Origin of the sequence: Arthrobacter zhaoxinii, from assembly GCF_025244925.1 — a bacterium.
In the GTDB taxonomy this organism is placed as follows: domain Bacteria; phylum Actinomycetota; class Actinomycetes; order Actinomycetales; family Micrococcaceae; genus Arthrobacter_B; species Arthrobacter_B zhaoxinii.
Genome location: NZ_CP104275.1, coordinates 3,397,540 through 3,424,187 on the forward strand (window position 1 = coordinate 3,397,540; position 26,648 = coordinate 3,424,187).

General features: G+C 66.7%; 23 protein-coding genes. 5 read left to right on the forward strand and 18 right to left on the reverse strand.

The genetic code is table 11. From position 1 onward, the window contains the following. Window positions 1-24: 24 nt before the first annotated feature. Window positions 25-1,245 (reverse strand): MFS transporter, encoded by a 1,221-nt coding sequence (locus tag N2K95_RS15935; RefSeq protein WP_260652349.1) that lies wholly within the window; start codon window positions 1,243-1,245, stop codon window positions 25-27. Between the two features lie 274 nt (window positions 1,246-1,519). Here N2K95_RS15935 and rfaE2 point away from each other — a divergent pair, with 274 nt between their 5' ends. Beyond that, window positions 1,520-3,094 (forward strand): D-glycero-beta-D-manno-heptose 1-phosphate adenylyltransferase, encoded by a 1,575-nt coding sequence (rfaE2, locus tag N2K95_RS15940; RefSeq protein ID WP_260652350.1) that lies wholly within the window; start codon window positions 1,520-1,522, stop codon window positions 3,092-3,094. Then, entirely contained in the window at window positions 3,091-3,996 is a 906-nt protein-coding gene (locus tag N2K95_RS15945; RefSeq protein WP_260652351.1) for a glycosyltransferase family 2 protein, read from the forward strand. Before rfaE2 ends, N2K95_RS15945 begins: the two co-directional genes overlap by 4 nt. Before the next feature lie 71 nt (window positions 3,997-4,067). On the opposite strand, the gene N2K95_RS15950 is transcribed toward N2K95_RS15945, so the two are convergent. The 5 genes from N2K95_RS15950 to N2K95_RS15970 form a co-directional block, all read right to left on the reverse strand. After that, entirely contained in the window at window positions 4,068-4,442 is a 375-nt protein-coding gene (locus tag N2K95_RS15950) for a hypothetical protein (protein ID WP_260652352.1), read from the reverse strand. Between the two features lie 75 nt (window positions 4,443-4,517). Then, window positions 4,518-5,036, reverse strand: a complete 519-nt coding sequence (locus tag N2K95_RS15955) for a DUF308 domain-containing protein (protein WP_260652353.1) — start codon at window positions 5,034-5,036, stop codon at window positions 4,518-4,520. 94 nt (window positions 5,037-5,130) lie between these two features. Continuing rightward, window positions 5,131-6,489: an MATE family efflux transporter gene (locus tag N2K95_RS15960; RefSeq protein WP_260652354.1), complete on the reverse strand. Its 1,359-nt coding sequence runs from the start codon at window positions 6,487-6,489 to the stop codon at window positions 5,131-5,133. A 106-nt stretch (window positions 6,490-6,595) separates the two neighbouring features. After that, window positions 6,596-7,867 (reverse strand): MFS transporter, encoded by a 1,272-nt coding sequence (locus tag N2K95_RS15965; protein WP_260652355.1) that lies wholly within the window; start codon window positions 7,865-7,867, stop codon window positions 6,596-6,598. Continuing rightward, a complete protein-coding gene (locus tag N2K95_RS15970; protein WP_260653851.1) occupies window positions 7,864-8,778 on the reverse strand; it encodes a DUF4031 domain-containing protein in 915 nt (304 codons plus the stop codon). The genes N2K95_RS15965 and N2K95_RS15970 overlap by 4 nt, the downstream gene beginning before the upstream one ends. Before the next feature lie 155 nt (window positions 8,779-8,933). Here N2K95_RS15970 and N2K95_RS15975 point away from each other — a divergent pair, with 155 nt between their 5' ends. Further along, window positions 8,934-10,067 (forward strand): WD40/YVTN/BNR-like repeat-containing protein, encoded by a 1,134-nt coding sequence (locus N2K95_RS15975; RefSeq protein ID WP_260652356.1) that lies wholly within the window; start codon window positions 8,934-8,936, stop codon window positions 10,065-10,067. Further along, window positions 10,045-10,395, forward strand: coding sequence for a MoaD/ThiS family protein (locus tag N2K95_RS15980; RefSeq protein WP_260652357.1), 351 nt, complete (start codon window positions 10,045-10,047; stop codon window positions 10,393-10,395). Before N2K95_RS15975 ends, N2K95_RS15980 begins: the two co-directional genes overlap by 23 nt. A gap of 131 nt (window positions 10,396-10,526) precedes the next feature. Here N2K95_RS15980 and N2K95_RS15985 read toward each other — a convergent pair whose 3' ends face one another. The 8 genes from N2K95_RS15985 to N2K95_RS16020 form a co-directional block, all read right to left on the reverse strand. Further along, on the reverse strand, window positions 10,527-11,303 hold the full coding sequence (locus tag N2K95_RS15985) for a transglycosylase family protein (protein WP_260652358.1): 777 nt from the start codon (window positions 11,301-11,303) through the stop codon (window positions 10,527-10,529). A gap of 458 nt (window positions 11,304-11,761) precedes the next feature. Further along, a complete protein-coding gene (gene mmsB, locus N2K95_RS15990; protein WP_255791266.1) occupies window positions 11,762-13,012 on the reverse strand; it encodes a multiple monosaccharide ABC transporter permease in 1,251 nt (416 codons plus the stop codon). Window positions 13,013-13,014: 2 nt separating this feature from the next. Next, on the reverse strand, window positions 13,015-14,523 hold the full coding sequence (gene mmsA / locus N2K95_RS15995; RefSeq protein WP_407080098.1) for a multiple monosaccharide ABC transporter ATP-binding protein: 1,509 nt from the start codon (window positions 14,521-14,523) through the stop codon (window positions 13,015-13,017). Between the two features lie 93 nt (window positions 14,524-14,616). Continuing rightward, window positions 14,617-15,732 (reverse strand): multiple monosaccharide ABC transporter substrate-binding protein, encoded by a 1,116-nt coding sequence (gene chvE / locus N2K95_RS16000; protein WP_260652360.1) that lies wholly within the window; start codon window positions 15,730-15,732, stop codon window positions 14,617-14,619. Between the two features lie 47 nt (window positions 15,733-15,779). Next, window positions 15,780-17,294 (reverse strand): L-arabinose isomerase, encoded by a 1,515-nt coding sequence (gene araA, locus N2K95_RS16005; RefSeq protein WP_260653852.1) that lies wholly within the window; start codon window positions 17,292-17,294, stop codon window positions 15,780-15,782. A gap of 2 nt (window positions 17,295-17,296) precedes the next feature. Next, entirely contained in the window at window positions 17,297-18,040 is a 744-nt protein-coding gene (locus N2K95_RS16010; protein ID WP_260652361.1) for an L-ribulose-5-phosphate 4-epimerase, read from the reverse strand. After that, entirely contained in the window at window positions 18,037-19,725 is a 1,689-nt protein-coding gene (gene araB / locus N2K95_RS16015; RefSeq protein WP_260652362.1) for a ribulokinase, read from the reverse strand. Before araB ends, N2K95_RS16010 begins: the two co-directional genes overlap by 4 nt. A 296-nt stretch (window positions 19,726-20,021) precedes the next feature. After that, on the reverse strand, window positions 20,022-21,080 hold the full coding sequence (locus tag N2K95_RS16020) for a LacI family DNA-binding transcriptional regulator (protein ID WP_260652363.1): 1,059 nt from the start codon (window positions 21,078-21,080) through the stop codon (window positions 20,022-20,024). Window positions 21,081-21,192: 112 nt separating this feature from the next. Here N2K95_RS16020 and N2K95_RS16025 point away from each other — a divergent pair, with 112 nt between their 5' ends. Continuing rightward, complete coding sequence (locus tag N2K95_RS16025; protein ID WP_260652364.1) at window positions 21,193-23,190, forward strand: APC family permease; 1,998 nt, start codon at window positions 21,193-21,195, stop codon at window positions 23,188-23,190. A 77-nt stretch (window positions 23,191-23,267) separates the two neighbouring features. On the opposite strand, the gene N2K95_RS16030 is transcribed toward N2K95_RS16025, so the two are convergent. From N2K95_RS16030 to rpsR, 4 genes are all read right to left on the reverse strand, one after another. After that, a complete protein-coding gene (locus N2K95_RS16030; RefSeq protein WP_260652365.1) occupies window positions 23,268-23,888 on the reverse strand; it encodes a cell division protein CrgA in 621 nt (206 codons plus the stop codon). Window positions 23,889-23,949: 61 nt separating this feature from the next. After that, window positions 23,950-25,332 (reverse strand): replicative DNA helicase, encoded by a 1,383-nt coding sequence (gene dnaB, locus N2K95_RS16035; RefSeq protein ID WP_229945963.1) that lies wholly within the window; start codon window positions 25,330-25,332, stop codon window positions 23,950-23,952. A 564-nt stretch (window positions 25,333-25,896) separates the two neighbouring features. Further along, window positions 25,897-26,346, reverse strand: coding sequence for a 50S ribosomal protein L9 (gene rplI / locus N2K95_RS16040; protein WP_255791275.1), 450 nt, complete (start codon window positions 26,344-26,346; stop codon window positions 25,897-25,899). A gap of 18 nt (window positions 26,347-26,364) precedes the next feature. Further along, window positions 26,365-26,604 carry a 30S ribosomal protein S18 gene (gene rpsR, locus N2K95_RS16045; protein WP_007269381.1) on the reverse strand — a complete coding sequence of 80 codons (240 nt, stop codon included), beginning with the start codon at window positions 26,602-26,604 and terminating at the stop codon, window positions 26,365-26,367. Window positions 26,605-26,648: the final 44 nt, after the last annotated feature.

Below are 26,648 nucleotides of genomic sequence, written 5' to 3' on the forward strand. Positions count from 1 at the left end.
CGGCGGGCGGGCAGCCACCAAAACTTATGCCTTTACGGGCATGTATCGCTTTTGTATCAACACGGCCGCTAAACCGGTGCAGGCAATAAAAACAATGCCCCCGGTGAGAACCGGCAGGGCCAAATCCAAAGTGGCGAGCGCTCCACCGGCAAGGGAACCCGCTGCCAGGCCCAGCAGCCCCAGAGTCCGTGTTCCGGAATTGACTCTTCCCCGCAGGAAATCCGGAACGAGCTCCTGCCGGAGCGATGTTGCGCAGATACCCCACACCACCGCATGCAGTATGTACGTCGCCAGGAATAACGCCGCCGCAGCGGGTTCGGTGGTCAGGGCCAACCCGAACAGCGACAACGCTCCCGTCAGAAGGCTCATCAGGATGGTTGTTCGGTAACCCAACCGCGCCCGGACCGGACTCGTGAGGAACGATCCGATTAGCCCCCCGACCGCGGACACGGAGAGGATGAGTCCATATCCGGCCGCGTTCACGCCGAGGCGCTCCTGGGCAAAGAGAACGAGAACCGAGAAGGGCAGCATGTAGCCGAAACTGGCCAGGGCGCCCACTACGGCGAGGCCGCCTACTAGACGGTCACCCGCAAGCCAGCGCAGTCCATCGGATGCATCTTTCCAAAAGGACCGGTGCGGGGGTCGTTCCGTGCCACCGACAGGGGGCCTCCGTCCCCGCGGCAACGCCAGCGCCAGGAGACCGGCGGCAGCCCAGAGTCCGCCCATCAGGAAAACCGGAGCGGCGGCAGCAACGGCGAACAATAAACCGCCCAGCGGCGGGCCGGCGAACTCATCTGCGATCAGCTGCGTCGCGGAAATGCGCCCATTTGCCCGGTCGAGGTCCCTGCTGCGTACGTACGCGGGAACCAGGGAGACCGCCGCATTGTCGGCGGCGCTTTCAAGCGCGCCGAGGATGCCGTAGGCCGCATAGAGCAGTACCAGGCTTTCAAGGCCGAGCTGGAAACAGATGGCCAGGAAGAGTATCGCCATGCCGCGCAGAAGATTGGCTGCGGCAAGAACCGTTCGCCGGTCAATCCGGTCGACCAGGACACCGATGGGCACCGCCACGGCCAGCCTGACAAGCGCGTAGACGGCCGCAAGACCTGCGATGAGCCGGGGGTCGCTGGTGAGAGATGCTGCCAGCAGGGGTATTGAAACAAACGCGAGACCATCGGCGAGATTCGATGCAGCATTGGCGCTCACTAGAACGCGGAATAAGCGGCCGGTAGACATTGCGTTGAGCATACAGCCAGGCCGGGAAACTGCTGATTCTGTCGTGTTCCGGCACCGCACGGTGGCCGCCCCGGCACGTCTTCCCCTCGCCGAGACCGTGATGAGTGTCCCCGGGCGCATGCCGCCGTTTTTGCGCGCCTGTCTAAATGCGGCGGAAACGGGGTACGGGAGCTATACACCGCGCAACAAGGAGCAGCATGTCCACCACCACTCACCCGCCGCTTTCCGGGCCGGATCAACCGGTTTCCAGTCCGCATGTCTTCGGCGGCGCACCGGACGCATCGGCGTGACGGAGCGTTGGCGCCCCGCGGAGGTGCGCAGCCTCGCTCCCGGGCTGCCGGGCCGGCTCGCGGCAGCTGCCCTGCGAGTCGCCGTCGTTGGCGATGTGATGCTGGACGGCTGGTGGTCAGGAGTCACCGAGCGGTTCTGCCGGGAGGCGCCGGCGCCCGTGGTTGACGTGCAGCGGAAAACCTACGCTCCGGGCGGCGCCGCCAATACGGCCATGAACCTGCAGGCCCTGGGAGCGCGGGTGCGGCTGGGCGGTCTGACAGGGGCGGATGAACCCGGGATGCGGCTGCGCGGCATCCTGGCCGAAGCGGGAGTGGACCTGGGCGGACTGGTGCAGCACCCCGGCGCCCAGACCGCCACGAAGTACCGGATACTCGCCGGGGAGCAGGTGCTGTTCCGGCTCGACGACGGCGGGTGGTTTCCGGACGGGGCGGACGAGCTGCTCGCCGCCTCGCTGCCTGCACTCCTGGCGGACACCGATGCCCTGATTGTCTGCGACTACGGCACCGGACTGCTGCACGGGTCCGTCCGTGACGCACTGGTGGCCCTTCGCGGGGGCCGCCTGACGGTGGTGGATGCCCACGACGCGGCGGGATGGGCCGATCTCGCGCCGGACCTGGTCACCCCGAACGCCGCCGAAGCAGCGCTGCTGCTGGGCGGACCGAAGACCCTTGGGTCCGACCGTGCCGCGGCGGTGCGGGCAGCCGCACCGGACGTGCTGGCCGCGGCCGGTGCCGCAGCTGCCGCCGTCACCCTGGACCGGGACGGCTCGGCAGTGATCAGCGCCGGCGGCGGATTCCACCGGACCTGGGCCCGGCCCGCGGCGGAAAAACAGGCGTCGGGGGCGGGCGATACCTTTGTTGCCTGCCTGACGCTGGCCCGGGCTGCGGGCCTGCCGCTGTCCACCGCCGCTGACCTGGCGCAGAACGCCGCCGACATTGTGGTCCGGCGGCCCGGCACCTCCGTGTGCAGCACCGACGACTTGGAAAAGCACCTGAACGGCTTTGCCGACGCGGCGCTCAGCCAGGCCGATCTCCTGGCCCGCACCGCCGTCGAACGGGCCGCCGGCCGCCGGATTGTCCTGACCAACGGCTGCTTCGATGTGCTGCACCGCGGGCACACCCGGTACCTGAACCAGGCAAAGCAGCTCGGCGACATCCTGGTGGTGGCCCTGAACAGCGACGCCTCCGCCCGCCGCCTGAAAGGGCCCGGCCGGCCGATCAACACGGTCCATGACCGGGCCGGGATCATTGCCGCACTCAGCTGCGTAGACTTCGTCACCGTCTTCGACACGGATACCCCCATTCCGCTGATCCGGGAACTGCGGCCGGACGTCTACGCCAAGGGCGGCGACTATTCCGCCCAGATGCTGGCCGAAACGCCGGTGGTCGAGGCGTGCGGCGGGCAGGTGATGATCCTCGATTACGTCTCCGACCACTCCACCACCGCACTGGTTTCCCGGATCCGTTCGGGCGGGGCAGGGAACGGTCCCGGGCAGGCTTCAGCCGGCCGCGGAGCCTCCGGGGAGCCGGCCGCCGACGGCACCGCAACTCCCGCCGGAGATCCGCCGTGACGCGGCGCTGGTCCGGGGACTGGGCGCAGCCGTCCGGGTCCGGCCCGGCCGAAGTGGACGTGCTGATCCCCACCCGCAACCGGCCGGCCGAACTGGCGGTGACCCTTGCCGGGCTGGCGGCGCAGGACGGCCCGGACTTCTCCGTGGTGATCAGCGACCAGAGTACCGATGTCCCCTCCTGGAACCATCCCGCCGCCGAAGCCATGGTCCGGGTCCTGCAGGCGCAGGGCCGCACCGTCCGACTGCTGCGGCACCTGCCGGCCAGAGGGCTGGCCGAGCAGCGGCATTTCCTGCTTGGGGAGGCCGCCGCTCCGCTGGTCCTCTTCCTGGATGACGACGTCTGGCTGGAACCGGACATGCTTGTTCGGCTGACGGCTGCACTGGAGGCGTCCGGCGCGGGTTTCGTGGGTGCGGCCGTCCAGGGGCTGTCCTATCTGAGTGACCGGCGGCCCGAGGAACAGCAGCCGTTCCAGCTCTGGGAAGACGGGAGGGTGCAGCCGGAACGGATCCGCCGCGGCGGGCCGGGCTTCTCACGCTGGACCCTGCACAACGCAGCGAATCTGGCGCATGTGGCTTCCGGCCTCGGGATTCCGACCGGAGATTGGCAGCTGTACCGGATCGCCTGGGTGGGGGCCTGTGTCCTCTACGACCGCCGGGCCCTGCTTGCCTGCGGCGGCTTCGGATTCTGGGATCAGCTTCCGGCGGGGCACGCCGGAGAGGACGTGGCGGCACAGTGGAGGGTGATGGAGAGGTTCGGCGGCGCCGGGATGGTTCCCTCCGGGGCCGTGCACCTGGAGTCGCCGACCACCGTCAGCGACCGCACCGCTGACGCCGCCGAGCTGCTGCTGGGCGCCGACGGGCAGGATGCACCCCTCAGTAAGCCGCCGCAACGGAGGCGCTGAAGAACCTGCCGGACCGCCGATACGGCTCACCGACGGGCATCAGCAAGGAAATCTTCGGCCAAGCCCGCTGATCAGGCGGTGGGATCCGTAGGGCGGGGAGAGTCGTCCGGAGTGTCCGTGGTGTCCGGAGCGGACGACGCCGGCCTGCCCACGTGTCCCGCACCGCCGGGGATCTTTGCCGAGCTGCGGTGGATACCCGAACCCTGGCTGAGGTGCTCGGGGTTCGGCTTCTCCGTCATCAGGAGCAGCGAAGAGACCAGCAGCGAGGCAATAAACGCGATGCCGACGGCGATGAGCCCGAGGTCGAACCGCAGTTCCTGCTCCGCTCCGCCGGTGGCGAAGATCATGGTGGCAACGCCGGCGATCAGCGCCAGCACGGCAGAGAAGATGAGCGGTGCCTTTACGGAGTTCCGCTTCTGCGGCCCGCCGGTTGAGCTGTTCGCCACTATCTTTGCCTCCTGCTGCGTTGGGGTGGCGCGGATCGGTGCAGATTGCACCGCGCGCGTTACCTAGTTTACGGCCTACGCCTGCGTTGCCGCCGCGGTACGGGAATCATGCCGTGCGCCCAGCGCGGAAATCGCCACGATCACGGCAATGATGATTGCCGCACCGCCGGTCACGCCGAGCAGCGCACGGACGCCCAGGCCGTAGAAGACCGGCACCAGGACACCGGCCGTCAGTGCCGCGACACCGGTGATCAGCCAGTCACGCGCCGGCAGGAAGTCTCCTCGATTCCGGACCCAAAGGAAGATTTCCAGCACTCCGCCGAGGATGAGGGCGGCCGCCGCCGCGACGCGGAAGGCCTCAGCCGAGGCGAAAATCAGGGTGGCCGCGCCGGCAAGAACGTAGGCAGCGGCTTCCACCAGCAGCAGCGGCCGGACCTTCCCGTGGCCCCTGGCTTCCGTCAGCATGGGCCAGAGCGCAACACCGGTAAGCAGCAGATAGGCGCCGCCGGCAAACACCAGGACCGGCTCGGTGGGCTCCTGCCAGAAGACGGTCAGCACGCCGTAAACTGCGGCCACCACTGAACGGACCAGCATGGGTCCCCAAGGTGCGCCGGGATTGGATGCGCCCACTGCAGAGCCTCCGCTTTCACTTGCCGTCATATCAATGGCCGGTTGGCCACCGTCAAGCTTAGTCGCTTGCGGTCCGGGGCACGGCACCGGTAACCATCCACGCGTCCCGCCGGGTCCGCCAGGAGAGGGTGATTCCGCGGGCGCTCATGTACCCGAGGGCGAAGGCCGCCCACAGCCAGGCAATCCCGCCGGGACCGGACAGGCCGGCACTGTGCACCCAGATCAGCAGCGGCACGTAGGCGGCCAGGTTCAGCAGTCCGGTGAGGGCCAGGTATCTGGCGTCCCCCGCCCCGATCAGCACTCCGTCCAGCACGAACACCAGCCCGCAGATCGGCTGGGAGACTGCGAGGACCCAGAGTCCGGCCGTCATGGCCTGCTGCACCCCGGCGTCGTTGGTGAAGAGCACACCGGCCACCGGCGCCGCCAGTGCCAGCAGTGCCCCCGTCACCACCCCGAACCCGACGCCCCAGAGGATCATCCGGCGGGTCAGTGCGCGGGCCAGCACGGTGTCTCCGGCACCGAGCTCCTTGCCGATCATTGCCTGTGCCGCGATGGCCAGGGCGTCCAGCGCGAACGCCAGGAAGGTGAACACGGTCATGACCAGCTGGTGGGCGGCCAGGGATTCCGGACCCTGCGCGGTGGCCACCAGCACCGTCGCGAGCACCGCTGCACGCAGGCTCAGCGTGCGCAGCATAAGCCATGACCCCACGTGGGCGGTGGCCCTGATGCCCGACGCTGCCGGCCGGAGGGGGACACCCTGTGAACGGGCCATCCGCGCCACCGCAACCAGGTAGAACACCGCCATGCCCCACTGGGCAATGCTCGTACCCAGCGCCGATCCCGCCACGGACAGGGAGAACCCGTACACCAGCAGGTAATTCAGCCCGATGTTCACGGCGAAACCGGCCGTGGCCACCACCAGCGGGGTGCGGGTGTCCTGCAGTCCGCGCAGCACGCCCGTGGCGGCCAGGACCACGAGCATCGCCGTCAGGCCCGGCATTGAAAAACGCAGGTAGTCCACGGCGTACCGGTGCACGTCGCCGGTGGCGCCCATTGCAGCGCACAGCTGGGGAGCAAAGAGGTACCCGACGGTGGAAAGCACCACACCGAGCAGGACGGCCAGGGCTATGCCGTCCCGTCCGGCGGCGAGCGCCTCAGGCTGCCGGTTGCCGCCGAGAAAGCGTGCCACCGTGCCGGTGGTGGAATAGGCCAGGAAGACCATCAGCCCGACGGCGGTCTGCAGCACCGTGGACGCGAGGCCGACGCCGGCCAGCTGGGCTACTCCGAGGTGGCCGACAATGGCGGAGTCGGCCAGCAGGAACAGGGGCTCGGCAATCAGTGCACCCAGCGCCGGCAGGGCCAGGGCGAGGATGCGGCGGCTGAGCCGCCGGGAGGAAAGGTCGGCGTCGGTCTTCACGCCTTCCAGCCTACGTTTTCGGCACCGCCGGAATCGAAAGTGCAGTATTTACGGGTTTTCATCCGGAAATCGGTAAGTACTGCACTTTCGCTCTCCCCAACGGTAACTACTGCACTTTCGATGACGGTTTCCGCGCAACGTCGTCCTCGGTGCGCAGGACCAGAACGGCCACCAGCGCCGCGGCCGCCAGCAGCACGCCGACAAACAGCACCAGCGACCGCCAGCCGTCCTGCTGGAAGCAGTAGCCGCCGGCCCAGCCCAGCAGGCTGGACCCCGTGTAGTAGAAGAGGTTGTACAGCGAGGAAGCCTGCGCCCGTCCTTCCAAGGCCAGCAGCGGCGTCCAGCCGGAGGCAATCGAGTGCGCTGCGAAGAAACCGGCGGTGAAGACCAGCAGTCCGGCCACGATGGCCGGCAGGTTGTCTGCCACGGTCAGGCCCAGACCCAGTGCCATCGCGCCGATGGACAGCAGCAGCACCGGCTTCCGCCCGCCGCGAAGCCGGGCTGCCAGGGTTCCCGCCGCACGGGAGGACCACGTGCCGGCGAGATACGCGAGGAACAGGGAGCTGGCCAGGCTCGAGGGCAGCCCGAAAGGTGCCGCGCCGAGCCGGAAACCCAGATAGTTGTAGACCGCCACGAAGCCGCCCATCAGCAGGAAGCCCTGAAGGTACAGCGCCAGCAGCCGCGGGTTGCGGAGGTTGGCTGCCAGCCGGGCGGCCAGGCCGTGCCCAGGAGGTGCCCCGCGCACGGGGACAAAGCCGCGCTGGCGGGGTGCGGTGAGCATAAACACGGCTGCCGCACCGGCGGCCAGCAGGCTCACGGCGGCCACGCCCACGCGCCAGTTCACGAGTTCGGCCAGTGGTGCCGCCAGGATCCGGCCGAGGAGGCCGCCTATGGTGGTGCCCGAAACATAGGTCCCGGCCGCCACGGCGGCGTGCAGCCGGCTGACTTCCTCGCTCAGGTAGGCCAGCGCCACGGCCGGAATTCCGCCCAGCGCCGCACCCTCGAGGAAGCGCAGGCCCAGGAGCACCGGCAAACTGGGGCTGAGGGGAACGGCCAGGCCCAGCACCACGGCGGCCAGGATCGCCAGGCGCATGGCCGGCAGCCGTCCGAAGCGGTCCGCTGCTGCGGACCAGGGAATCACGGTGACGGCGAGCCCAAGAGTGGCTGCGGAAACGGTCAGTGCGGCCGAAGCGGCCGAGATCCCCAGATCCGCCGCCAGCTCCGGCAGGACCCCCTGCAGGGAATACAGCTGGGCGAAGGTTGCCACGCCGGCGGCAGCGAGCCCGATCAGCACGCCGCGGTAACCGCGGCTGCCTCGGCGGTGCCCGGTGAATTCGCCAGGGGGCTGCCCGCCGGGGGCCGCCGCCGGGATACTCACTGCCGGTCCGCTGCCGCGGTGCGGGAAGGGACGACGACGCCGGGCACTCCGTCCAGCTCCTCGGCCAGGTTGCGGCGGGCCTGTTCCTCCCAGAGACGCCGTCCGGCCGGAGTCCGGAAGAGCGGATCCGCGGCGGCAAGCTGCCGGACCACCCGCCGTCGGCCGGCAGCAAAGTCCTCTGCCGAAAGATGCGCGTATTCGGCCCGGACGCCCTGCAGGTAGGCGGCGTAGCGGGCGGGTTCGCGGGCCAGCACGGCAAGGTCCGCGTCCGTGAGCAGTGCCCCGTGGATATCCGCCGCCGCAGGGTCGTGGGTGGCGGTCAGACGGACCAGCCGGGCGCATTCGGCGGTCACGGCGGCGGGGACGCCCGCGACCGGCAGCAGCTGTTCGGCCAACCGGGCCGACGCTTCCTCGTCGGCACCGGGCCGGCCGGTGTACACGGCGTCGTGGAACCAGGCGGCAAGGGCCACGGGAAGGGGAACATCACTGCCGGTAAGCAGGTCCAGCGCCTCCAGGACCTGCAGCAGGTGCCTGCGGTCGTGGTAACGGCGGTGCGGTTCATTCCAGTGCTCCAGCAGGCGCCCGCCCAGGTCCGGCGTGCCGGGCAGCAGCCGGTTCCACCGGTGGCGCAGCGGACCGGCGAGGGCGGACGGGCGTTCCCGCGCCGGGATCCGCAGTCCGCAGGCGATCAGGATGCGGACCAGGTCCCCGCCGCTGACCGGCACGGCACCGCGGGACACCAGCGCATCGTAGCGTTCCCGGGGCACGTCGTAGTGGTCGCCGTCGAACGCCCTGGACGAGATGCCCGCGGCCGCGGTGAAAGCGTGCAGCTCGTCGAGTCCGGTGTCGGAGACCAGATGGGAAAAGAGGGTGTTGTGCGCCGGCCACATCGGCGGATCGATGTAGATCATGGACACCGGGCTTCCGGCCGCAGGAACAGCATCTTTTATGTCTATCGCACCCGCGCCTGCAATTTCCATGCCGCGGCCGGCTTGGTTGGCCCGCGGCCCTCGCCGTCTTTCCACAACCCCTTGTTCCGGCGCACCCCCGGTGCTGGAATAACCGCATGGATGCCGTGCCCGAAGCGATGCCCGCTGCCGTACCTGCTGCCGTATCCCCCGGTGCCTCCACCGTCGTCGCCATTGGAACCCGCAAGGGACTGTGGCTGGCCACGAGTCCGGACCGCCGGACGTGGGAGCTGCGGGGGCCGGAGTTTGCCATGACCGAGGTGCCGTCCCTTGCCTTCGACGCCAGGAGCGGGACCCCGCGGCTGCTCGCCGGGGTGCGGTCCGAGTGGTGGGGCACCAACGTGGCGATTTCCGATGATCTGGGGAGAACCTGGCAGGAACCGGAGCAGGCGGCCATTGCCTTTCCGGACGACACCGGAGCGTCGCTGGAGCGCATTTGGCAGCTGGCACCGGACAGTGCGGACCGGCCCGGCGTGATCTGGGCGGGCTGTGAACCGATTTCCGTGTTCCGGTCCGAGGACGGCGGCAAGCACTTCGAACTGGTGCGGGGACTCTGGGACCATCCTCACCGCACCCAGTGGGGCGCCGGCTACGGCGGCCCGGCTGCGCACACGGTCCTGCCCAGTGCCAGTGATGATTCGGTCCATGTCGCGATCAGCAGCGGCGGGGTCTACCGGTCCGATGACCGCGGCGACACCTGGGACGCCTTCAACACCGGCATCATCGCGGACTTTATGCCGGAGAAGTATCCCGAGTTCGGACAGTGTGTGCACAAGGTGGCCCGGGACGCCGGCAACCCCCAGCGGCTGTACGCCCAGAACCACGGAGGTGTGTACCGCAGCGACGACGCCGGCGGACAGTGGATTTCCATTGCCGACGGCCTGCCCGCGGACTTCGGTTTCGTGATGCTGGCCCACCCCACCCGCGCCGATACCATCTGGACCATTCCGCTGGGGTCCGCCGGGGAACGGAATCCGCCGCAGGGCCGCCCGGCCGTGTACCGCAGCACCGATGCCGGCGAAAACTGGGAACGGTTCGACGCCGGCCTGCCGGCCTACGACTTCAACGCCGTGCTGCGCGACGCCGCCCATGTGGACGACGCCGATCCCGCCGGCATCTACTTCGGCACCCGCGGGGGCGAGGTTTACGCCAGCGCGGACGAAGGTGAAACCTTTCACCTGGTGGCAGCCAATCTTCCGGATGTGCTCTGTGTCCGCGCCGTTGCAGCCTGACGCTCCCGGCCGCACCGGCGTCGAGCTGCTGCTGCCGGCGGCGCTGGCCGACGCCGCGGGCGGCCGGCGCCTGCTGACGCTGCGTCCCGTGTCCGCGTCGGTCCCCGGAACCGGGCCGGCAGGGAGAACTACGGTGGCGGACGTGCTGGTGCTGCTGCAGGCGGGGTACCCGCGTGTGTACCGGAAGGTCTGCGACGAGAAAGGCGACCTCCGCCGCTACGTAAACCTGTACCTGGACGGCGAAGATATCCGGGACCTTGACGGGGTGGCTACCGTGCTGCCGCACCACGCAGAACTCCTGGTGCTGCAGTCCATCGCCGGAGGCTAGCGGCGGCGGGTAGCACCGGCCGGTTAATCGGTTAAAAGGCAATGGGCGCTTCCGCAGTCAGCGGAAGCGCCCATTGTGCTTCGATGTCCGCTACAAGGCGGAACTATTACCGAAGACTTGCGTTGCCGTCATTAGGCCGGCAGCTGCAGGGTCTGACCGGCGAAGATCAGGTCCGGGTTGGAAACGGTGTCCAGGTTGGCGTTGTACAGCGCCTGCCAGCCACCGGCGATGCCCAGCTTCTCGGCGATGCCGGACAGGGTGTCGCCGGGCTGGATCAGGTAGGTCTCGCCGGACAGGGCCGGGGCCTGGACCGGAGCAACGGCCTCAACGGGGATGCTCGTAGGAGCAGCCTGGACCGGAGCCGGTGCAACGTAGGTCTGGACCGGAGCCTGCTCGACAACCGGAGCGGGCTCGACAACCGGAGCCTGCTCGACAACCGGGGCAGGCTCGACAACCGGAGCCTGCTCAACAACAGGGGCGGGCTCAACAACCGGAGCCTGCTCAACCGGAGCGACCTGAGTGGTCGGAGGAGTCTGGGCGGCCTGCGGGTTGGCGGTGGCGCCGGTCAGGCCCAGCTTGGCGGTGCAGGCAGGCCAGGCGCCGGGGCCCTGCTCAGCCAGCACACGCTCGGCTACGGCAATCTGCTCTTCGCGGCTGGCGTTTGCAGCGTCGCCGGTTCCGCCGAAGGCTGCCCAGGTGCTGGGGCTGAACTGCAGCCCGCCGGAGTAGCCGTTACCGGTGTTGATGGCCCAGTTTCCGCCGCTTTCGCACTGCGCGAGGGCGTCCCAGTCCATGGAGGCTGCGTTGGCCGGGGCGGCCATTCCTACGAGGCCTGCAGCGCCAGCGCCGGTGATGGCGGCGGTAGCGAGGCCGCGGCGTACGATACGACGGATCTTCTGGTTCTTCATAAGTCTTTTGCTCCCACGGGTTCCACCTGCGCTCGTCCCGTCCCCGGGCGTCTTCACGCCGTCGCCTTCCCCATATAGATAGAGGTCTTCTTCGATGCCACGCAGCGGCGACGCACAGTGGACGCGTGGCATCTTGATTCTGGTTTGAGGCCGCACCAGGATTGGTGCCGGCCGCCGCCGACTTCGTTCCAGTCAGCGGTCCAGCCCTCGACCGGGGCCTTAATCAAAGTAGGGGAGCTCTTGGTCGATATCAAATCGATATCAAGCGTGCATGAATTGTTACCTTTCCCGGAGCCGCGGAAACAAGCGGAAGAAGTACAATTTCGAGGCTATTTTGTATTCTTTGTCACACAATGCGCCTTGTGGTCCCTATCATGCTTTTTCCATGGTATAGACCACATAAAACGACGCCGGCGGACGCCCGAAAGGACGCCCGCCGGCGATGATTCAAAGGGTGGTTATTTCAGCGCATTGGAAGCCTTGCGCTTGTTGAAGACGTCAAAGCCCACGGCAAGGAGAAGGACGAGCCCCTTGATGAACTGCTGGTAGTCGATCCCCACCCCCAGGAGCGACATGCCGTTGTTCAGCACACCCATGATCAGACCGCCAGTGATGGCCCCCACGATCGTTCCGACACCGCCGGTGACGGCTGCCCCGCCAATGAAGGCTGCGGCGATGGCATCGAGTTCAAAGAGGTTGCCCGCCCCGGGGCCGGCGGAGTTCAAGCGGCCGGTGAAAATGAGTCCGGCCAGGGCCGCCAGCACGCCCATGTTGACGAACAGCATGAAGTCGACGCGTTTGGTGTTGACGCCCGAAAGATGGGCGGCCTGCAGGTTCCCTCCCCGGGCGTAGACGTGCCGGCCGAACACGGAGCGGTTCATCACGGCGCTGTAGGCCACCACCAGGATCCCCAGCACCACCAGCACAATCGGCGTGCCGCCCCGGGAACTGGCGAGCAGATAGGTGAGCCCAAGCATAATCACGGCACTGAAGACCAGCCGGGTGAGGAACCAGGCCCGGGGCTCATCATCCAGGTTCAGTTTCATCCGGGCGTTTCGGCCGCGCAGCTGGCTGATCACCAGCAGTGCGGTGGCCAGCACGCCCAGTCCCACGGTGGTCCAGTCCAGGAGGTTGGTCTCCGGCGGGAACAGCCCCGGGAAGAGGGAGCCGCCGCCAAGCTGGCGGTACTCCTCGGGGAAGCCGGTGATCCGCTGGTTGCCCAGGATAATCTGCGTCAGGCCGCGGAAGACGAGCATGCCAGCCAGCGTGACGATGAAGGCGGGGATACCGACGTAGGCAACCCAGAAGCCCTGCCAGGCGCCCACCAGGGCACCCACCACCAGGGAGAGTCCCAGTGCAGCCCACCAGGGCATGCCCCAGTCACGGATCATGATGCCGGACATGGCGCCGACAAAAGCCGCCACCGACCCGACCGAAAGGTCGATGTGCCCGGCCACGATGATCATGACCATGCCGATGGCCAGCAGCAGGATGTAGCTGTTCTGCACAATGATATTGGCCACATTATCCGGCTGGAGCAGGGCGCCGCCGGTCAGCACCTGGAACAGGGTCACGATGACCAGCAGTGCGAGGAAGATGCCGATCTGGCGCAGCCTGCTGGTCAGGAAGCGCGCCGCGTCCCCCAGCGGGGAGTTTTTGGGGCTCCTGGTGCCGAGAGCCGGATCCTCGCCGGCGAGAGTGGAAACCATGGTTATTCCTTTTCCTGGGTCATGTACTGCATAAGTCGTTCGGGGGTGGCCTCGGCTATCGGGACCTCCGCGGTGATCCTGCCCTGTGCCAGCGTGTAGATGCGGTCACAGATCCCGAGGAGCTCCGGGAGTTCCGAGGAGATGACCACCACCGCTTTGCCCTGCGCTGCCAGCTTGTTGATAATCGTGTAGATCTCGTACTTTGCACCCACGTCGATGCCGCGGGTTGGTTCATCAAGGATCAAAACGTCCGGGTCGGCGAACATCCATTTGGACAGCACCACTTTCTGCTGGTTTCCGCCGGACAGCTTGCCCGTGACCGCCGCGACGGAGGGTGCCTTGATGTTCATGCTGCTCTTGTAGTCCTGCGCCACCACGGTTTCGCGGCCGCCGTCGACCCAGCCCCTGGTGGCGAGTTTTGTCAGGGCGGAGGCGGAGATGTTCCGTTTGATGTCTTCGATGAGGTTCAGGCCGTACCGCTTGCGGTCCTCCGTGGCATAGGCGATGCCATGGCGGATGGCTTCCTGCACCGTCCGGGCAGTGATTTCCCTGCCGTTTTTGTACAGCTTTCCGCTGATGTTGGATCCGTAGCTGCGCCCGAAGATACTCATGGCCAGTTCGGTGCGGCCCGCACCCATCAGGCCCGCGATTCCGACGATTTCTCCGGCGCGGACGGTCAGGTGAGCGTTGTGGATCACGGTGCGGGCATGCTCCCGGGGGTGATGGACCGTCCAGTCCTCCACGCGGAGCACTTCCTCGCCGATGTCGGGTGTCCGGTCCGGGTAGCGGTTGGTGAGCTCGCGTCCCACCATGCCCTTGATGATCCGCTCCTCGGTTACGGAGTCCTCCTGCAGGCTGAGGGTTTCGATGGTCTGTCCGTCACGCAGGATGGTGACGGAGTCCGCAATCGCCCTGATCTCGTTCAGCTTGTGACTGATGATGATGCAGGTGATGCCGTCCTCGCGCAGGCCGCGGACCAGGCCCAGCAGATGCTGTGAGTCTTCGTCATTGAGGGCGGCCGTCGGCTCGTCGAGGATCAGCAGCTTCACGTCCTTGGACAGCGCCTTGGCGATCTCCACCAACTGCTGCTTTCCGACGCCGATGTCCCCGGCCGGGGTCACCGGATTGAGGTCCAGCCCCACCCGCCGGAGCAGTTCGGCGGCACGGACGTTGGTCTCGTTCCAGTTGATGAATCCCCGGGCCGCACGTTCGTTGCCTAGGAAAATGTTCTCGGCCACCGAGAGGTAGGGGGAAAGTGCCAGTTCCTGGTGGATGATCACAATGCCGCTGCGTTCGCTGTCCTTGATGTCGCGGAAGGAGACCGGTTCGCTGTCCAGCAGGATCTCGCCGTCGTAGGTCCCGTGCGGGTAGACACCCGAGAGGACTTTCATGAGGGTCGATTTGCCGGCACCGTTCTCTCCGCACACCGCGTGGACTTCTCCGCGGGCAACGGCCAGGGTGACGTCCTGCAACGCCTTGACCCCGGGGAAGGATTTCGTGATCCCCATCATTTGGAGAATGTAGTCGCTCACGCGGACCTCTCTGTGTGCCTGAACTGTGCCGGTTCACAGGGCGGGCAGCAGCACGCCGCCCGCCCCGTGCTGTTATTCGAGGTCCGAGGCCTCGTAGTAGCCGCTGTCCACGAGGGTTTCCTCGTAGTTGTCCTTGGTGACAATCTCCGATTCGAGCAGGTAGGCGGGAACAACCTTCACGCCGTTGTCATAGGTCTCCTCGTCGTTGACCTCCGGGTCCTCGCCCTTCATCAGGGAATCGACCATCAGGACGGCACGTTCGCCGAGTTCGCGCACGTCCTTGAAGATCGTGGAGTACTGCTCGTCGGCCATGATGGACTGCACCGATCCGACTTCCGCGTCCTGGCCGGTGATGACCGGCAGGTTTTCCCCGGAGTAACCGCCGGAACGGAGGGCGGAGATGATGCCGATGGACAATCCGTCATACGGGGACAGCACGCCGTCGAGCTGCGCGCCGCCGCCTATTGTCAGGAGGTCTTCCATACGGTCCTGGGCGGTGTCCGGCAGCCAGCGGAGGATGGCGGCCTGCTCGAATTCGGTCTGGCCGCTGGGCACCTTCAGGGTGCCGTTGTCCAGGTAGGGCTGGAGGGTGTCCATGGCGCCGTCCCAGAAGAACGTGGCGTTGTTGTCATCGGGGCTGCCGGCGAACAGTTCCACGTTGAACGGGCCCTTTTCGCCGGTTTCCGCGCCGGCCTCGTCGAGGATTCCCAGCCCGGTGAGCAGCGAGGTGCCCTGCTGCACACCTACCTCGTAGTTGTCGAAGGTGGTGTAGTAGTCAACGGTGTCCGACTCGTTGATGAGGCGGTCATAGGCGATGACGGGTATGTCCTGGGATTCGGCCGTCTCCAGCACCCCGGTCAGCGTCGTGCCGTCGATGGAGGCGATCACCAGGGCCTCGGCCCCGCCGTTGATCATGTTTTCGATCTGCGAAACCTGGGTGGGGATGTCGTCGTTCGCGTACTGCAGGTCCACCTCGTAGCCGAGTTCCTCGAGCTGCGACTTCACGTTCTCGCCGTCGGCAATCCACCGTTCGGACTGCTGCGTCGGCATGGCCACGCCGATTTTGGCACCCTCGTTGGAGCCTTCGCCGGCGTCACCCCCGCCGCGGTTGCCTGAGCAGGCGCCGAGGCTCAGCGCGAGCGTCAGGGATACTCCCCCAATGAGGGTTTGTTTCAGGGTCAGTGCCATGGTTCTGCCTTTCGTGGTGCCGTGCCTGGTGGAAGGTGCCGTGCGGGTCATAGCTTGGAGGCGAGTCGGTAGTAGGCGGCGTTCCAACGCACTTCGCGCTGGAACGCCCGCAGGGTGGTGGCTGAGTCGATGAGCAGCAGTTCGACGCCGGCCATCTCGGCGAAGTCCGTGACCACGTCTGCGCCGATGGCGGTGCTGAGCACCGTGTGGTGGGCCGCGCCGGCCGTGAGCCACGCGGCCGCAGACGTCGCGAGGTCCGGCTGCGGCTGCCACACTGCACGGGCCACCGGAAGGTGCGGCAGCGGAGCATCCGGCGGCACCACGTCCACAATGTTGGCAGTGAGCCGAAACCTGTCGCGCATGTCGGACATGGCAACGACGACGCCGGGGCCCGGATCAGTGTCGAACACCAGGCGGACCGGGTCTTCCCTGTCCCCGATGCCCAGCGGGTGGATTTCAAGGGAGGGTTTCCGCGTAGTCAGGCTGGGGCAGATTTCGAGCATGTGCGCGCCGAGGATCTTCTCCTCGCCCGGGACCAGGTGGTAGGTGTAGTCCTCCATGAGGGAGGCACCGCCGGGCAGCCCGGCACCCATGACCTTCGCGGCGCGTACCAGCATGGCGGTCTTCCAGTCACCCTCGGCGCCGAACCCGTAGCCGTGCGACATCAGCCGCTGCACGGCCAGCCCGGGCAGCTGCCGCAGCCCGCCGAGATCCTCGAAGTTCGTGGTGAAGGCACCGAAGCCGCCTTCTTCCATGAACTGCAGAAGACCAAGCTCCTGGCGCGCTCCGTACCTCAGTGACTCGTGCCGTCCGCCGCCGCGCCGCAGTTCCGGTGCCACGTCGTAGAGCTCTTCGTATTCGGCCACGAGCTTGTCCACGGCGTCGTCGGGCTGGGCGTCCACCACGGCCACCAGGTCATTGACCCCCCAGCTGTTGACGGAGACGCCGAACTGCAGCTCGGCTTCGGTCTTGTCCCCCTCGGTCACGGCGACATTGCGCATGTTGTCGCCGAAACGGGCGATCCGCAGGTCCTGGATGGCAGCCCGTCCTGCGCAGGCCCGCTGCCAGGATTCAATCTGGCCGATGACCTCCGGGGCGGAGACGTGGCCGACGACGGTCTTGCGCGGAACGTCGAGGCGGGTGGCGATGTAGCCGAACTCCCGGTCTCCATGCGCAGCCTGGTTGAGGTTCATGAAGTCGAAATCGATTTCACCCCACGGCAGGGCGACGTTGATCTGGGTGTGCAGGTGCAGCAGCGGCTTACGCAGCGCGTCCAGGCCGCTGATCCACATCTTGGCGGGACTGAAGGTGTGCATCCACGCGATCACGCCGATGACGCGGGGGTCCGCGTTGGCCTCCAGCGCTGCGGTGCGGATGGAGCCGGCGTCGGTCAGGGTGGGCTTCCAGGCGATCCGGACCGGCAGCCCGGCGGACTCGAGCATCCCGACGATTGCCTGTGACTGCTCGGCAACCTGGCGAAGGGTGTCTTCACCGTAAAGATTCTGGCTGCCGGTGAGGAACCAGACCTCGTACGGTTCAAGGGAAGTATCTAGCGGGCTCAAGGTCATGCGCTCCTGGATGTTGTTGGGGCCTCTGCCGCTGATGCGGACGGTGCAGCGGCCGGCTGGCCGTAGACGTTCTGGTATCGGTGGAACAGGGCGTCAATGTGCCCAGGGTCGAGGGGCACCGGCTCGCCGAGTTGCCGGGAGAGATGGACGGTGCGGGCGACATCCTCGAGCATGACCGCCGCCTTGACTGCGTCACGGGCGTCCCGGCCCACGGTGAACGGGCCGTGGTTGCGCATCAGGACGGCCCGGGACCGGTGGCCCGTCAAGGTGGACACGATGCCCCGCCCGATCGAGTCGTCGCCGATGACGGCGAACGGACCCACCGGGATCTCGCCGCCGAATTCGTCGGCCATGGCCGTCAGAACGCAGGGCACGGGTTCGCCCCGCGCCGCCCAGGCCGTGGCATAGGTCGAGTGCGTGTGAACCACTCCCCCGACGTCGGGCATGTGCCGGTACACATAGGCGTGCGCGGCCGTGTCACTGGAGGATGCCAGCTCCGCGCCGGATGTACCGGGCACGGGGGTGCCGTCCAGGGTGCACAGGATCATGTTCCCGGCGGTGAGGTCCTCGTAGGCCACACCGCTGGGCTTGATGACAAAGAATTCGGTGCCCGGAACGCGCCCGGAGACATTGCCGGCAGTCCAGGCCACCAGCCCGTACCGGACCAGTTCGGCGTGCAGGCCGGCCACGTCAGCCCGGACCTGGTCCACCCGTTCCTCGACGGAAGCGTGGCCGCTCATGCGGACACCTCGCGGACCTTACGGGCGGACCGACGCAGCGCTTTCAGCCGCCGCATGACGTCATTGCCGCCGCGCCCGAAGTAGTCATGCAGGGTCTCGTATTCCTCGTACAACTGCGTGTAGGTCAGGGCACGGGCGGGGTCCGGAAGGTACGCCTTCTGCTGCACCCGGCCCATGGCGGCAGCGGCTGCCCGCACGTCCGGGTAAGCGCCGGCCGCTACGGCTGCATGGATGGCCGAGCCGAGCGCCGGGCCTTGGTCACTGCCGATAACGGAGATGGGCATGTCCAGGACATCGGCGTAGACCTGCATCAGGAATTTGTTCTTCACCAGTCCGCCGGCAGCGATGAACTCCGTCACCGGAACGCCGGAGGCTGCAAAGGTTTCAACAATCTTGCGGGTGCCGAAGGCGGTGGCTTCGAGCAGCGCCCGGTAAGCCTCGTGCGGCCGGGTGGCGAGGGTGAGCCCCACCAGCAGCCCGGACAGTTCATGGTCCACGAGCACTGAGCGGTTGCCGGACTGCCAGTCCAGGGCCAGGAGCCCGTGGGCGCCTACCTCTTCCCGGCTCGCCTGCTCGGTCAGCAGTTCATGCACGCTCAGTCCGCGCACCGCGGCCTCTTCGGTCACTTCCGGCGGTACGAAATGTGCGGTGAACCAGCCGAAAATGTCACCTACGCCTGACTGTCCGGCTTCGTAGCCGTAGAGGCCGTCGACAATGCCGCCGTCCACCACGCCGCACATCCCCGGGACCTCCCGCTGGACCTCCGCGCTCATCACGTGGCAGGTGGAGGTACCCATGATCGCCACCATCTGCCCGGGTGACGCCGCCCCCGCAGCAGGGGCGCAGACGTGGGCATCCACGTTGCCCACGGCAACCGGAATGCCTGCCGGCAGACCCGTCCAGGCCGCGGCTTCAGCGCTGAGTGTTCCCGCTGCCGAGCCGAGGCTCCCGATTGGATGCTCCAGTTTCTCTTCAACAAAGCCGGCGAAATCCGGGTTCAGTGCGGCCAGGAAGCCGCGGTCCGGATATGCCCCGTCCTGCAGGATTCCCTTGTAGCCCGCCGAGCAGGCGTTGCGTACGTAGGTGCCGGTGAGCTGCCAGACAATCCAGTCGGCGGCCTCCACCCAGTGGTCCATCAGCCGGTAAAGTTCGGGATCCTCTTCCAGCAGCTCAAGCCCCTTCGCGAATTCCCATTCGCTGGAAATCAGCCCGCCGTAGCGGGGCAGCCAGGTTTCCCCGCGCTCTTCAGCTACGCGGTTGATGCGGTCTGCCTGTGCCTGGGCGGCGTGGTGGCGCCAGAGTTTCACGTAGGCATGCGGACGCGTTGACAGCCCGGGCAGCTCGTTCAGGGGCGTGCCGTCCGCTGTCACAGGGACCATGGTGCAGGCAGTGAAATCGGTTCCCACGCCGATGACGGACTCCGGGGCAACGCCGGCGGCCCGCAGTGCGGCCGGCACCGCCTGCTGCAGGACTTCGACGTAGTCCGCCGGCACCTGCAGCGCCCAGTCGGGCGGCAGCGCTTCCGAAGTGGCGGCCAGGACCGAATCCATGACCCCGTGCCGGTAGGCATGGACCGCGGAGCCCATCTCCGCTCCGTCATGCACCCGCACTACGACGGCGCGGCCGGAAAGAGTGCCGTAATCGATGCCCACCACATAGGCGGGCGCACTGCCGGTCTGACTCACGGTGACCTCATTGTCATCTTGACCGAAGTTCGGAAACCACCGGTTGGCCCCGAATGTGAACGGTCACATTGATATTTGCAGCCAGAGTACTCCGGTTTTGTGAGGCAGGCCACAGGTGCGCGGATTACGGTTTGGTTACGGGACGGCGCGGTCGCAGCCGGAGCAGGCGCGGCTGGCCCCAGGGTGTGTGCAGGCGCGGCAGGCGCAGGCGGGTCAGCGAGCCGGTTCGGACGTGGATGGCCCAAGTGTGTGCCGGCGCAGCAGGCGGTCAGTCGGGCGGACCCGCAGCAGGCAGGTCAGACCGGCGGAGCCGCCGCCCAGGGAACAACCGCCGGAGCGACCGCCGAGGCGCGTTGGATAAGCCGGGGGGCCACGTCCCCCATTGCCACCGGGGCTTCACCGCGCAGTTCCGCCAGCAGCACGGCCACACAGCGCCGGCCCAGCTCCGGAAAGTCCTGCCGGATGGTAGTCAGCGGCGGCAGGAAATGCGCGGCTTCGGGCACGTCGTCGAAACCCACCACGCTGAGGTCCTCAGGCACCCGCAGCCCGACGTCGGCGTAGGCATGCACAAGGCCAAGGGCAATGTGGTCGTTACCGCAGACCACGGCGCTGAACCGGCGTTCCTGCCGCAGTTCCAGCCCCACCCGGTACCCGGAATCTGCCGTCCATTCCCCGGCAGGGACGATGGCCGGCTCCAGACCCCACTCCGCCATCTCTTCCAGGTACCCCTGCCGGCGGGCCTCGGTTTCCACCCATTCTTCGGGTCCGGGTACATGCACCACGCGGCGGTGTCCCAGTTCCAGCAGGTGCCGGGTGGCCAGCCGCGCCCCGGCCAGCTGGTCCACGGACATGCGGTGATCCTCGCTGTGCAGGGAATGCACCGTGACGAACGGGATCCGGATGGACAGCTTCTCGATCACCTCCAGGGTCCGGGACTGCGGTGCCAGCAGCACCAGGCCCTCCACTGCGTGGCTCATCAAGCGATCCAATGCGGCTTCGATGGACCGGTGGTCCGCCTTGTCGATGTGGGCGGGGTCCACAACGTAACCGGCCGCATTGGCGGCCGTCTGGACTGCCTGCAGGGTCGCCGTCGGCCCGTATTCGGCCCCGGAAGCGACCAGGGCGCCAATGATGCGGGATTCCTTGGTGACCAGGGCCCGGGCGGCGCGGTTGGGGCGGAACTGCAGCTCCTCCATGGCGTCAAGCACCCGCTGGCGGGTGGTCTCGCGGAGGTTCGCGTGTCCGTTGATCACCCGGGAAACAGTCTGGTGGGAAACCCCCGCAGCAGCTGCGACATCACGGATATTCGGGGCGCGCCGAAGGCCTGCGGGACTCGTACCACCCTCATAAGCCATACCCAGAACCGTACTCCACCGCCGGCTGCCGGGCATCCGCCGGCGGGCCGTGCTGCCGGCGGATTTTGCGCTTCTGGACAGTGCCTACGGCCCGGGTCTAACGTTGGTCCTCGTGCTCACATTCTTCAATGCGCTCAAGCGCATTCTGGTCGGGCGTCCTTACGGCAACGAACGGCTCTCGCACACCCTCCTTCCCAAGCGGATTGCGCTCCCGGTTTTCGCCTCGGACGCCCTCTCCTCGGCCGCGTACGCGCCCGACGAAATCCTCCTCACCCTGGCACTGGCCGGCGTCGCTGCCGTGACCCTCTCCCCCTGGGTGGGGCTGGCCGTCATCATTGTGCTGCTCACAGTGGTGGCCTCCTACCGGCAGAACGTCCATGCCTACCCGTCCGGCGGCGGCGACTACGAAATTGCCAGCACCAATCTGGGCAAGCCTGCCGGCCTTACCGTCGCCTCCGCGCTGCTGGTGGACTACGTGCTCACTGTGGCTGTGTCCATGTCCTCCGCGGCGTCCTATCTGGTGACAGCCATTCCCGCGCTGCACGGCACCCAGGCCACCATCGCCGTGATCGGCGTGGCGGTACTGGTCCTGGTGAACCTCCGCGGCATCCGGGAGGCCGGCGCCCTGTTTGCCGTACCCACCTACATCTTCATGGCCTCCGTGCTGGGCATGTGCCTCACCGGCCTTATCCAGTTCCTGAGCGGAGATCTGCAGCAGGCACCGTCCGCCTCCTTCGAACTGGTGAAGGAATCCGGTTTCGACGAGGGACTCGTGGGGCTTGCCGGCGCCCTCCTGCTGCTGCGTGCCTTCTCCTCGGGTGCCGCCGCGCTCACCGGCGTCGAAGCCATCAGCAACGGCGTACCGACCTTCCGCAAGCCCAAGAGCGCCAATGCCGCGACCACCCTGCTGCTCCTGGGCGTGATCTCCGCAGCCATGATCGGCGGCATCATCGCCATGGCCAACCTCACCAAGGTCCATGTGGCGCAGCATCCCGAAACCCAGCTCACCGTCAACGGTGACCCGGTGGGCGACGAGTACGTGCAGCATCCGGTCATCAGCCAGCTGGCGGAAACCATTTTCGGCGACGGCAGCATCGCGTTCTACCTGGTGGTGGCCGCCACCGGGCTGATTCTGGTGTTCGCCTCCAACACCGCGTTCAACGGCTTCCCGGTGCTGGCCTCGATCCTGGCAAAGGACGGGTTCCTGCCCCGCCAGATGCGCACCCGCGGGGACCGGCTGGCCTTCAGCAACGGCATCATTGCCCTGGGTGTGGGCGCCCTGGTGCTGATTGTCGCCTTCGATGCGGATGTCACCCAGCTGATCCAGCTCTACATTGTCGGGGTCTTCGTTTCCTTCACTGCCAGCCAGCTGGGCATGATCCGGCACTGGACGGGGAAGCTCCGTACCGAACGGGACAAGGACGTACGACGGCGGATGCACCGCTCCCGCGCGATCAATTCCCTCGGCTTCGGCATGACGGCCCTGGTGCTGCTCATTGTCATCATTACCAAATTCACCCACGGCGCATGGATCGCCCTGCTCGCCATGGCCGTGCTGTACGTGATCATGTACAGCATCCGGGTCCACTACGACACCGTCGCCCGCGAACTCGCGCTGAATGAAAACGACCACGGCCTGGCGCTGCCTTCCCGGGTCAACGCCGTGATCCTGATTTCGCAGGTGCACAAGCCGGCGCTGCGGGCCATTGCCTACGCACGGGCGTCCCGCCCCTCCAGCCTGAACGCGATCATCGTGGACCTGGATCCGGAGGACACCCGCCGCACACTGGCCGACTGGGAGCGCCTGCAGATCCCGGTACCCCTGACGGTGCTGTCCTCGCCGTACCGCGAGACCATCTCCCCCGTGCTGGCGTACCTGCGCGATGCCCGGCGCAACGCGCCGCGGGAACTGTTTGTGGTCTACATTCCGGAGTACGTGGTGGGCCGCTGGTGGGAGCAGCTGGTGCACAACCAGACCGCCCTGCGCATCAAGGCCCGGCTGCACTTCGAGCCGGCCATCATGGTCGCTTCCGTGCCGTGGCAGCTGGCCTCCAGCCATGATGCCCACGGAGAGCCCGCAGGCGGTCCGGGCGCCTCAAACCGGGGCTAGGCGGAGCGCCCCGCGGGCGCGCCCCGCGGTTATTCTGCGGCGCGGTTACTGGGCGGCGCAGTTACTGTGCGGCCTGGTTACTGTGCTTCGCGGCCAGCCAGGACCGACCGGTAGGCGTACTCGGTGAGCCGGCCGTCCTGCACGGCCTGCTCGACGGCCGCAAAGGAACGCGGACCGGCGTCGCTGCTGTACGGGAAGTGGATGAGCTCGGCGATGAGCTCCCACTCCTCGGTGATGGAGTCAATGAGGTCACCGGGGGTCTCCTCGGCGGAAGGACCGCCGCCCAGGACGGTCCACGCGTCGTCGGGCACCCGGTAGGCCTGCAGCCTGTCCAGGTCCGCCTCGAGTGCTTCAAGGGAGTCGTACTCGGTCTGTGCCACCGGGGGAACGGAACCGTCCGGCGTCGCCAGCTGGCTGACGAAGGTGTTTTCGGAGGACGGGTAGATGGAGGTGGGTACCGGCTCGCCTTCCTCCAGGTAGGCGGGCAGCTGGGAGGGCATCCAGTACCAGGCGTCGCCCTGATCGGGTCCGCCGGGCTGGTCCCGCTCGCTGATCCAGCCGCGGGCGGTGAGCAGTGCCTCCGCCTCGTCGCTGAAGTAGGCGGTTTCACCGCGCAGCAGGGCGTTGACTTCATGCTCGGCCCGGCGGGCCTGCTTCTTCTTGGTGACGGCCTTCTTGCGGGGCTTGGACTTGGGCATGCTGGATCTCCTGCGGCGTGGGGGGGGTGGATCGGTGGTGGGGAGGAGGGGTTAGCCGCGGCTAGAAGCCGCTGCCGCCCTCTACCGCCATGTTCGAGAAGCGCGAATAGTGGCCCTGGAACCCTACAACGATCGTCTTGGTGGGGCCGTTACGGTGCTTGGCGACAATAACGTCGGCCTCGCCGGCGCGCGGGGACTCCTTGTCGTAGATGTCCTCGCGGTGCAGCAGGATGACCATGTCAGCGTCCTGCTCAATGGAGCCGGACTCACGCAGGTCGGACACCATCGGCTTCTTGTCGGTGCGCTGCTCGGAACCACGGTTCAGCTGCGACAGCGCGATGACGGGTACTTCGAGTTCCTTGGCGAGCAGCTTCAGCGCACGCGAGAACTCGGAAACTTCCTGCTGGCGGGACTCCACCTTTTTGCCCGAGGACATCAGCTGCAGGTAGTCCAGCACCACGAGCTTGAGGTCATGGCGCTGCTTCAGGCGACGGCACTTGGCTCGGATTTCCATCAGGGACATGTTCGGGCTGTCGTCGATAAACAGCGGCGCGTCATTCATCCGGCCCATCGTGGTGGCGATCTTGCCCCACTGCTCGTCCTTGATGGTGCCCTTGCGCAGGTCCTGGAGGCCTATGGTCGCTTCCGCGGAGAGCAGGCGCATGGCGATTTCGTTGCGGCCCATTTCCAGCGAGAAGAAGACGGTGGTCATGTTGTTCTTGATGGCCGCAGAGCGGGCAAAGTCCAGCGCGAAGGTGGACTTACCGACGGCGGGACGGGCGGCGATGACGATCATCTGGCCCGGGTGCAGGCCCTGGGTGAGCTCATCGAGTTCGTAGAAGCCGGTGGGGACGCCGGTCATGCCCTCGCCCCGGTGCCCGGCGGACTCGATTTCGTCCACCGTGCCTTCGATGATGTCCTTCAGCGGTACGTAGTCTTCCGCCGTGCGGCGCTCGGCCACGGCGTAGATCTCGGCCTGGGCGGCGTTGACAATGTCATCCACCTCCATGCCCTCGTTGGAGTAGCCAAGCTGGACAATCTTGGTGCCCGCGCCGACCAGACGGCGGAGAACGGCCCGCTCGCGCACAATTTCGGCATAGAAACCTGCATTGGCAGCGGTGGGAACGGACTGGATCAGCGTGTGCAGATAGGCAGGGCCGCCGATGCGGCCGATCTCGCCGCGCTTGGTGAGTTCATCCGACACGGTGACGGCATCCGCCGGTTCGCCGCGGCCGTAGAGATCAATAATGGCCTCGTAGATGGCCTCATGGGCCGGGCGGTAGAAGTCGAGGCCCCGTAGAACCTCCACACAGTCTGCGATGGCGTCCTTGGACAGCATCATGCCGCCAAGTACCGACTGTTCGGCCACAAGGTCCTGGGGCGGTGTCCTCGCAAAGTCCGGACTTGATGTTGATGCCGGGGAGTCCGTATGCGTGAGCGACACTGTGACCCTTTCCATAAAAGGCTAAGACGTTTCGATCCCTGCCCTGCCGGAGGGCTGAACTATCTCTATCAGCCCGCACTGACATCCGGCCGGAATGGCGGCGGCGGCGCTGACATCCTCCACCGGCTGGCATGCGTCTGAAGAAGGGATTCACCGCAACCGTATGCCCCCTGCGCCCTGCCGACAAACGCGTTATCCACAGGTCCTGTGGACAGTCTGTGCATAACGCGGCGTGTCTTGTGCACAGGCTGGGTATAAGCATGTGGATAAAACTTGGGTTTTTCCACAAAAGGGGCTCTGACTAGGGCAAACGCTTGTCCACACCTGTGTAAACAAACTATTTTTCCGCCGCGCCCACCAGTCGGTACCGTGTTGACAGGAGCTCTAAACAGGCCTAGGGGTGGCGAAATCCACAAATTACCCTGCCGATATCCACAACTCCGGCCTGCGGGCTGTGGATTTCCCATCCCGGGCGGCTGCAGCAGCCCGCTGAACACCGCCCGGACATACAAAAGCACCCCCCGGCCCGAAGGCAGGAGGGTGCTTGCGTGTCTGCGTCAGACGCTAGCCTGCAACGACCTCAAGGTCGATGACGGCTGCAACATCGTTGTGCAGGCGGACGTTGGCCTGGAAGGAACCAACCGACTTGATGTGCGTCGGCAGTTCAACCTTGCGCTTGTCGATGGCGCCGAGACCGGCGGCTTCAACAGCGGCAGCAACGTCGGCGGGCTTGACGGTACCGAAGAGGCGTCCGGACTCGCCGGCCTTGACGGTCAGCTTGACCGGCTTGGCGGAGAGAGCAGCAGCCTGCTTCTGAGCATCTTCCAGGGAAGCGTGCTCGCGGGCAGCGCGGGCAGCCTTGATGGACTCAACCTGCTTCTCGCCACCCTTGGTCCAGGTCAGAGCGAAGCCGCGGGGCAGGAGGTAGTTACGTGCGTAACCGTCCTTAACCTCGATGACGTCGCCGGCAGCGCCGAGACCGGTTACTTCGTGGGTCAGAATGAGCTTTGCCATGAGTTAGGTTCCTTTCCTTTAGCCGCGGCCAGCGCCGGAGTAAGGCAGGAGAGCAACTTCGCGGGCATTCTTGATTGCCTGGGCGATCTTGCGCTGTTCCTGCACGGAGACGCCAGTTACGCGACGAGCGCGGATCTTTCCGCGGTCGGAAATGAACTTGCGCAGCAATGCTACGTCCTTGTAGTCGATGACAGTGATGTCAGCGGCCTTCAAGGGATTGGACTTTGGTTTGGGCTTGCGAAGTTCAGCCTTAGCCATCGTGGAGCTCCTTATGTCTAGTGGAGCCCGTGGATACATTTTCC